The organism is Dongia sp. (assembly GCF_041910485.1).
Classification (GTDB): domain Bacteria; phylum Pseudomonadota; class Alphaproteobacteria; order Dongiales; family Dongiaceae; genus Dongia.
On the sequence record NZ_JAYRQR010000006.1, the window covers coordinates 20,599 to 27,225 of the forward strand.

Sequence of the window (6,627 nt, forward strand, 5' to 3'; positions counted from 1 at the left end):
CACCTCACTTGATCCTTTCGGGTCGCGCGTCGTTTCTAGTTTACATCGGGTTTCAAGGCGCTGCGCGGCCAAATCACCTTCACTTCGGCACCGCCGAATTCATTGTTGCCGAACTGGACCGAGCCACCGGAGCGTTCCAGCAGGTTCTGGGCGATGAAGATGCCAAGGCCCATATGATCGCCCTTGCGTGCCGTGGGGGCCCGCCCCGTGGCAGCTGCCAATTGCCGGGCACCGAGCTTGCTGCCGCGCCCCAGCGTGGCCGAGACATAAGGATCGCCCAGCCGGTCGAGGAGATCGGGCGGGAAGCCGACACCGTCATCGGTGATGGTGATGCTGAGCTCGTGGCGCGACCAGGTGATGAGCACCTGAACTTCCTCGCGCGCGAACTCGATGGCGTTCTGCAACAGATTGCCGAGGCCGTGCATGATCTCGGGCCGGCGCGGCATGATGGGCGGTTCCTGCTCGCCGCCCTCGGAGCGCGTCTCGATGCGCAGGGCGACGGATGGCCGGCGGAAGGGCTCGGCCGCCACCTCGACCAGGAGCGGGGCGGCAAGGACGTGGAAATGGCCTTGCGAGGATTGTTCCGGCCGCGCCGCGATTTCCGCCAGGATGTCGCGGCAGCGGTTGGCCTGGCTCAGCAGCAATTCGGCATCGCCCCGATAGGGCGAGTCGGTCGGCAAATCGCGCGTCAGTTCCTTGGCGATGAGCGAGATGGTGCCCAAGGGCGAGCCCAGCTCGTGCGCGGCGGCGGCGGCCAGCGCCCCCACCGATGAAATGCGCTGTTCGCGATCGAGCGCCGATTGCACCGCCATCAGCGCATCGGCCACACGGCGCGATTCCTCTGCCACCTTGAAGACATAGACCGAGATGAAGACAACGGCGAGAACGAGGGCGATGGTCAGGCCGAAGACGAAGACCGGCGGCAGGTCGAAACTGCCATCGGGCCAGGGCAGCGGGTAGTGGAAGATGCCGAGCGTGTTGATGCAGGTGATGGCAAGGGCGGTGAGGCCCAGGGTCGAGCGGAAGCTCAGGGCCGCCGCCGACACGGTGACGGGGGCGAGGAGCAGCAGCGAAAACGGGTTGTGGAGACCACCGGTCAGGAAGAGGAGGACCGAGAGCTGCACCATGTCGAAGGCGAAATAGAGTGCCGAATCCCGGTCGTTGAGGCGGGCATTCGACTTGCGGCGGACCTGCGGCACCAGGGTAGCGACGGCCAGGGCCGCCACGGCGAGGGCCGCTGGCAGCAGCGGGATCGGATAGCCGAGGACGAAATCGACGATGGCGAGCGAGGCCGCCTGGCCGGCGACCGCCACCCAGCGTATGGCCAGCAGCGTGCGCAGCCGAACGCGGCCGCGACCTGGGCGTCGGGTCGGGCGCAAGCGGGCCGGTGTGTCGGCTTCGGCCGGGTCGGCCGCTTTCTGCGGTGCAAAAACCTCACTCATGACACGGCATCAATGGCAGGTTGCGCGGGATTTTCAACCTGCGTGTTTTACGTACTCGCCCTTAACCAAGCCCCTGAAATGGGCTATCAAGGCACAGGTCGTCATTCCTTTCCGACCCTCCAAGGCAGCCTCCCCCGCGATCCATGAGCCACGCCCAGATCATCATCGAGGTCCGCGACCTCGCCAAATCCTTCGGTGCGCTGCGCGCCGTCGATGGTGTCAATTTTACCGTTGCCGCAGGGCAAACCGTCGCATTGCTGGGTGGCAACGGGGCGGGAAAAACAACCACCATCTCGATGCTGCTCGGTCTCCTCATGCCCACGTCCGGCAGCGTCGCCCTGTTCGGTGAGGACATCGCCCGGCACCGGTCGAAGGTTCTGGGGCGGATGAATTTCTCCTCCCCCTATGTCGATTTGCCGCACCGCCTCTCCGCGCGGGAAAACCTCGTCATCTTCGCCAAGCTTTATGGCGTCAAGCAGCCGGCGGCGCGGATCGCGGAGATTGCGGCGGCGCTCGATCTCACCGCCCTCCTGGATCGGCGGTTCGGTTCGCTGTCGGCCGGGCAGAAAACGCGCGTAGCCCTGGGGAAGGCGCTCCTCAACCGGCCGGAACTGCTGCTCCTCGACGAGCCCACCGCCTCGCTCGATCCCGATACGGCGGATTGGGTGCGGCACTATCTCGAGACCTATCAGCGCGAGACGGGGGCGGCGATCCTCCTTGCCTCGCACAACATGGCGGAAGTCGAGCGTTTGGCCGACGAGGTGCTGATGATGCGCAAGGGCCGTATCGTCGATCGCGGCACGCCGGCGGATCTCCTCTACCGCTTCGGCCGGCAGAATCTCGAGGACGTCTTTCTCGATATCGCCCGGGACCGCCGCACCGGCGACATGGCACAGGTGGAAGCATGACGGCCATTTCTCTCAACCGCATCGGCGCCTTGTGCCAGCGGCATTTTTATGTCCTGCGTCGCTCGCCGATGCGCCTCCTTGAAATGGCCTATTGGCCGACCATGCAGATGGTGATCTGGGGATTCCTGTCGCAGTTCCTCGCCACCAATTCGAGCTATATCGCCGGGGCATTCGGCGTGCTCATCGCGGGCGTGCTGCTGTGGGATGTGCTCTTTCGCGGGCAGCTCGGCTTCTCGCTTTCCTTCATCGAGGAATTGTGGTCGCGCAATCTCGCCAACCTCTATTGCTCGCCGCTCTCGCCGCTGGAACATATCCTATCGCTGGTGGCGATGTCCTTCGTGCGCGCGCTGATCGGCGTGCTGCCGGCGATGCTGCTCGCCATTCCCTTCTACGATTTCTCCATCTTCGGGCTGGGGATCCCGCTTCTCGCCTTCTTCTTCAACCTGCTCATCATGGGTTGCGGGCTTGGCCTCATCGTCGCGGCGATGATCCTGCGCTATGGCCTTGCGGCCGAGAACATGGCCTGGTTCCTGGTCTTCTTCATGGCGCCTTTTTCCTGCGTCTATTATCCGCTCACCGCCCTGCCCGATTGGGCGCATGCCTTCGCGCTGGCGCTGCCCTCGACCCATGTCTTTGAGGGCATGCGCGCGGTCCTTTTCCACGGGATCTTCCCGTGGGACCATTTCCTGGCGGCGGTGGGGCTCAATGCCATCCTCTGCGTGGGCGGGATGGCCGTCTATCTGTTCAGCTTTGGGCAGGCGCGGAAGCTGGGGCTGCTGCTGCAGGTGGGTGAGTAACAGAAGGCAGCAGGCTTTGCGGCGGCAGGGTCATGACGGCGATCGTGCCCTGACCTGGTGTCGAGACGAGATGCAGCGTGCCGCCGTGGAGCGCCATGATCTGACGCGACAGCGGCAGGCCGAGACCCGTTCCCTCATTCTTGCGGTTGAGATGGTTTTCAACCTGGACGAACGGTTCGAAGATCCGCTCCATATCGTCAGCGGCGATGCCGATGCCGCGGTCGACCACCTCGATCACCGGCGAACCCGCCAGATCGCATTGCGCGCGCAAGGTGACCGTATCGCCGCCGCTTGAGAATTTGATGGCATTGGAGATGAGGTTGATCACCACCTGACGCAAGCGCCTCTCGTCGGCGAGGACAGGCAGCGACGGCATTTCTTCAAGCTCCAGGCGCACGTTGCGCGCAGCGGCCTGGCCGCGCGTCACACCCATTGCCGAATGCAGCATCTCGTCGAGCTGGAATTCCTGCGCGTTCAAAGTGAGGGCGCCCGCCTCGAGCTTGGAATAATCGAGAATGTCGTTGATGAGGCCGAGGAGATGTTTACCGCTGAGCCTTATGTCATCGATATAGTCGGGAAGCTGCGGTGCATCGCGACCGGCCCCCGGCATCCCCAGCAGCAATTCGGAAAAGCCGATGATGGCGTTGAGCGGCGTGCGCAGTTCGTGGCTCATCGTCGCAAGAAAGCGCGCGCGGGAAGCGGCGGCGAATTCGGCGGCATGGCGCGCCTCGCTCAACTGTTCAAGGCGGCGATGCGCCTGTTCGACAGTGAGTTCGAGGAGCTTCGACATGGTGCCGATGCCGCTGAAGCGGCCGGCGCGTGTCACCAGGAAGCCGGATTGGATCGCTTCCGGATGGGCCGCGGTGATAAGACGCTTGATCTCGTCGAGCGGTGTCGTTTCGTCGACGACCAGCGGCGCGCGGTTCATGAGCGGCAGGATCGAGCGCTTGAAATAGACGTCGAACCAGAGCGGCTGCGCGAAGACCTGCAGCAGCCGGTCGCGCTCGATGGCGCCATAGACGATGCCGGTTTCGTCGGCGACAGCCAGTAAGGGCAACGCGGTGTTGCTGCGGAAGATTTCCAGCACCTTGGCGCCGGTCGTCTCCGGGCGGATTGCCGGGGCAGGCGAGGCCAATTCCCGTGCCATGAGGGTGAAGGCCCGGACCTGGCTCGCGGGCTCGATGGCCGCGATTTCCGCCGGGCGCAGCTCAGCTTCGCTCCGTTCCTGCGGTTCCGGCCTCATATCCACCTTCGTCTGCAACATGGCTGTTCTTGTGCCATGAGGCCGTGACAGCGGGATGACAGCCTGGATAGGTGCCTATACCATCGTGTGTGTTTGATGGGATTCCGTCAATCGCAGCAGGAATTTCGTGCTAGCGGGTCCGACAGTGCCTCTTGAATTGACGCGCGGTTCGGCGCCGATGCCGGGTTGGGTGCCGGGACCAAGTCGAGCGGACCGGCACTTCCGCCCGGGGAGCCGAGCAAGCGGCCGTCCCGGTGCCAGCGGCAGGGACCGACCATCGGCACGCTGCCGCCGATCCCGTCGGCATCGACGGTGAGATCCACAATGTCGCGCCGGTCACGGGTGCGCAACTTGGCGCCGTTGGCGATGAGTGTCGCGATATCGTCGGTCATGGCCCGGCCCCGTCTGCTTGCGGTCAGTTGTCGATCTTCCCCAACAATGCCGCGCGCTGGGCCTTGCCGAGGCCGGGGGCGGCGGCGATTTTTTCGCAGCCGGCGATACGGGCGAAGCGGTGGATGGCGGCGCGCAAATGTTCCAGCGGCACGTCCTGCATCAGGTCGAGGCCGGTGATGCGCCAGGTGCCGTCTTCCTTGCGGCCGTCGATAAGCCCCACGACCCGGTCGCGGTAAAGGATCGGCATGGCGAAATAGAAGCGGCGCTGATCTTCGGGCGTGTAAGCTTCGAATTTGTAGGTGAAGCCGAACAACTCTGTGAAGCGGCGGCGGTTGAACATCAGATTGTCGAGCGGCGGGACAAGGCGCACCAGATCGTCCTGCGGCGGAATGCCGGCCATGAAACGGTCGAGATCGGAGCGCAGCGCCAGATAGCGGTGCTGCTTCTCGCCTTCGATCGATTCGATCCAGTCGATCAGCTGGTGGTCGAGCGCGTCGTCGATGGCCTTTTTCGCCACCGCCATGCCGCCGCGCCAGGTGCCGACATGATGCGAGACGCGCTCGGCCAATTGCCGTGGCGTCGCCAGCTTCAGGACCGACAGGGCCGAATGCACGAAGAAGGATTTGTGCGCGCTGCGATAGTCGGCGACGGGTGTCAGGAGTTCGGGCGCCACGCGTTCGGTCAAATCAAACAGGCGATGGAAGTTCTGGGTGCGCCCGCTGATCTGCACTTGGCCCGTGTGATAGAGATATTCGAGCGCCCGCGTCGTCGCCTTGATCGTGTTGAAGCCACCGACAACGCGCTCTGACTCGAGATCGGCCGGCGAGACCGGGCCGTTCGCCTCGATATGCTTCTTCACCTTGCGCATCAGCGGGCGGAATTCCTTCAGCTGGTCCTGATTGACCGCCTTGGAGAAATCCTTGAGGAGATAGGGGACCCAATCGCGCCGCGTCGCGAAGAGCGGGTAATGCGTCTCCAGCATCGCGCGGTCGCGGTAATAGAGATCGTAGAGCGATGCAATGGGCGCATCGGTGCGCGCCATCCAGGCGATCTCATGATTGCGCAGCCCGGTCGAGCGGATGCTGTCGATCTGCATCATGCCGAGCCCGACCGCGCGCTTGCCGGCATCCTCGGCCCGCCACAAGGGACCGCGCAGGCCGAGGCGGTCGAGCAGAAAAGCGCGGGCGAGATCTTGGGACATGGCACCAACTCAGTTGCGGCATAGTCCGCCGGCGCGGACTATGCCGAGTTGGCGGTATCAATCCTTATCGCTGACACCGGCTTCGGCGAAGGTCGCCATGCCGCTGTGGCAGAGGGCCGCCGCGCGCAGAATCGGAATGCACAAGGCAGCGCCGGAAGCCTCGCCCAGCCGCATGCCGAAATCAAGCAGCGGCTTCTTGGCAATTTTCTCCAAGAGTCGGCGATGGCCGGGCTCGGCCGAGCAATGCGCCACGACACAGTGGTCGAGCGCGGTCGGGTCGAGCGTGAGGAGGACCGAGGCCGCAACCGTGGTCGCGAAACCAGCGAGGAGGACCGGCACGCGGGCGATGCGGGCGGCGATGACGGCGCCGGTGATGGCGGCCAGTTCATGCCCACCGAGTGCCGCGAGGATCGCCAGCGGGTCGTTGAAGATGGCGCGGTGCTTGGCCAGACCCAGATCGATCACCTCGGCCTTGCGGGAAAGCTGCGCGCCGTGGACGCCCGTGCCGGGGCCGGCCCAATCGGTGCCGGTGCCGCCGAAGAGAGCGGCGGCGATGGCCGAGGCCGCCGTCGTGTTGGCGATGCCCATCTCACCCACACAGAGAAGATCGACGCCGGGCTCGACCGACATCATGCCATAGGCC

7 protein-coding genes are annotated in these 6,627 nt (G+C 64.6%); 2 read left to right on the top strand and 5 right to left on the bottom strand.

What is annotated here, in order from left to right; all coding sequences use genetic code 11:
- Window positions 1-35: 35 nt before the first annotated feature.
- The gene (locus ACE3PP_RS01405; RefSeq protein ID WP_374377387.1) at window positions 36-1,442 is read right to left on the bottom strand and encodes an ActS/PrrB/RegB family redox-sensitive histidine kinase; all 1,407 of its coding nucleotides are present in this window, start codon (window positions 1,440-1,442) and stop codon (window positions 36-38) included.
- Between the two features lie 143 nt (window positions 1,443-1,585).
- Here ACE3PP_RS01405 and ACE3PP_RS01410 point away from each other — a divergent pair, with 143 nt between their 5' ends.
- The gene (locus ACE3PP_RS01410; protein ID WP_374377388.1) at window positions 1,586-2,350 is read left to right on the top strand and encodes an ABC transporter ATP-binding protein; all 765 of its coding nucleotides are present in this window, start codon (window positions 1,586-1,588) and stop codon (window positions 2,348-2,350) included.
- Window positions 2,347-3,147, top strand: coding sequence for an ABC transporter permease (locus ACE3PP_RS01415; RefSeq protein ID WP_374377389.1), 801 nt, complete (start codon window positions 2,347-2,349; stop codon window positions 3,145-3,147). Before ACE3PP_RS01410 ends, ACE3PP_RS01415 begins: the two co-directional genes overlap by 4 nt.
- Here ACE3PP_RS01415 and ACE3PP_RS01420 read toward each other — a convergent pair.
- The 4 genes from ACE3PP_RS01420 to ACE3PP_RS01435 form a co-directional block, all read right to left on the bottom strand.
- Complete coding sequence (locus ACE3PP_RS01420; protein WP_374377390.1) at window positions 3,095-4,411, bottom strand: sensor histidine kinase; 1,317 nt, start codon at window positions 4,409-4,411, stop codon at window positions 3,095-3,097. The two genes, ACE3PP_RS01415 and ACE3PP_RS01420, sit on opposite strands and share 53 nt — an antisense overlap.
- Window positions 4,412-4,497: 86 nt before the next feature.
- Window positions 4,498-4,782, bottom strand: a complete 285-nt coding sequence (locus ACE3PP_RS01425) for a hypothetical protein (RefSeq protein ID WP_374377391.1) — start codon at window positions 4,780-4,782, stop codon at window positions 4,498-4,500.
- Window positions 4,783-4,805: 23 nt separating this feature from the next.
- Complete coding sequence (locus ACE3PP_RS01430) at window positions 4,806-5,984, bottom strand: DNA glycosylase AlkZ-like family protein (RefSeq protein WP_374377392.1); 1,179 nt, start codon at window positions 5,982-5,984, stop codon at window positions 4,806-4,808.
- A gap of 57 nt (window positions 5,985-6,041) precedes the next feature.
- Window positions 6,042-6,627, bottom strand: a 586-nt coding sequence (locus ACE3PP_RS01435) for a nicotinate-nucleotide--dimethylbenzimidazole phosphoribosyltransferase (RefSeq protein ID WP_374377393.1), incomplete at its 5' end; no start/stop codon positions are given.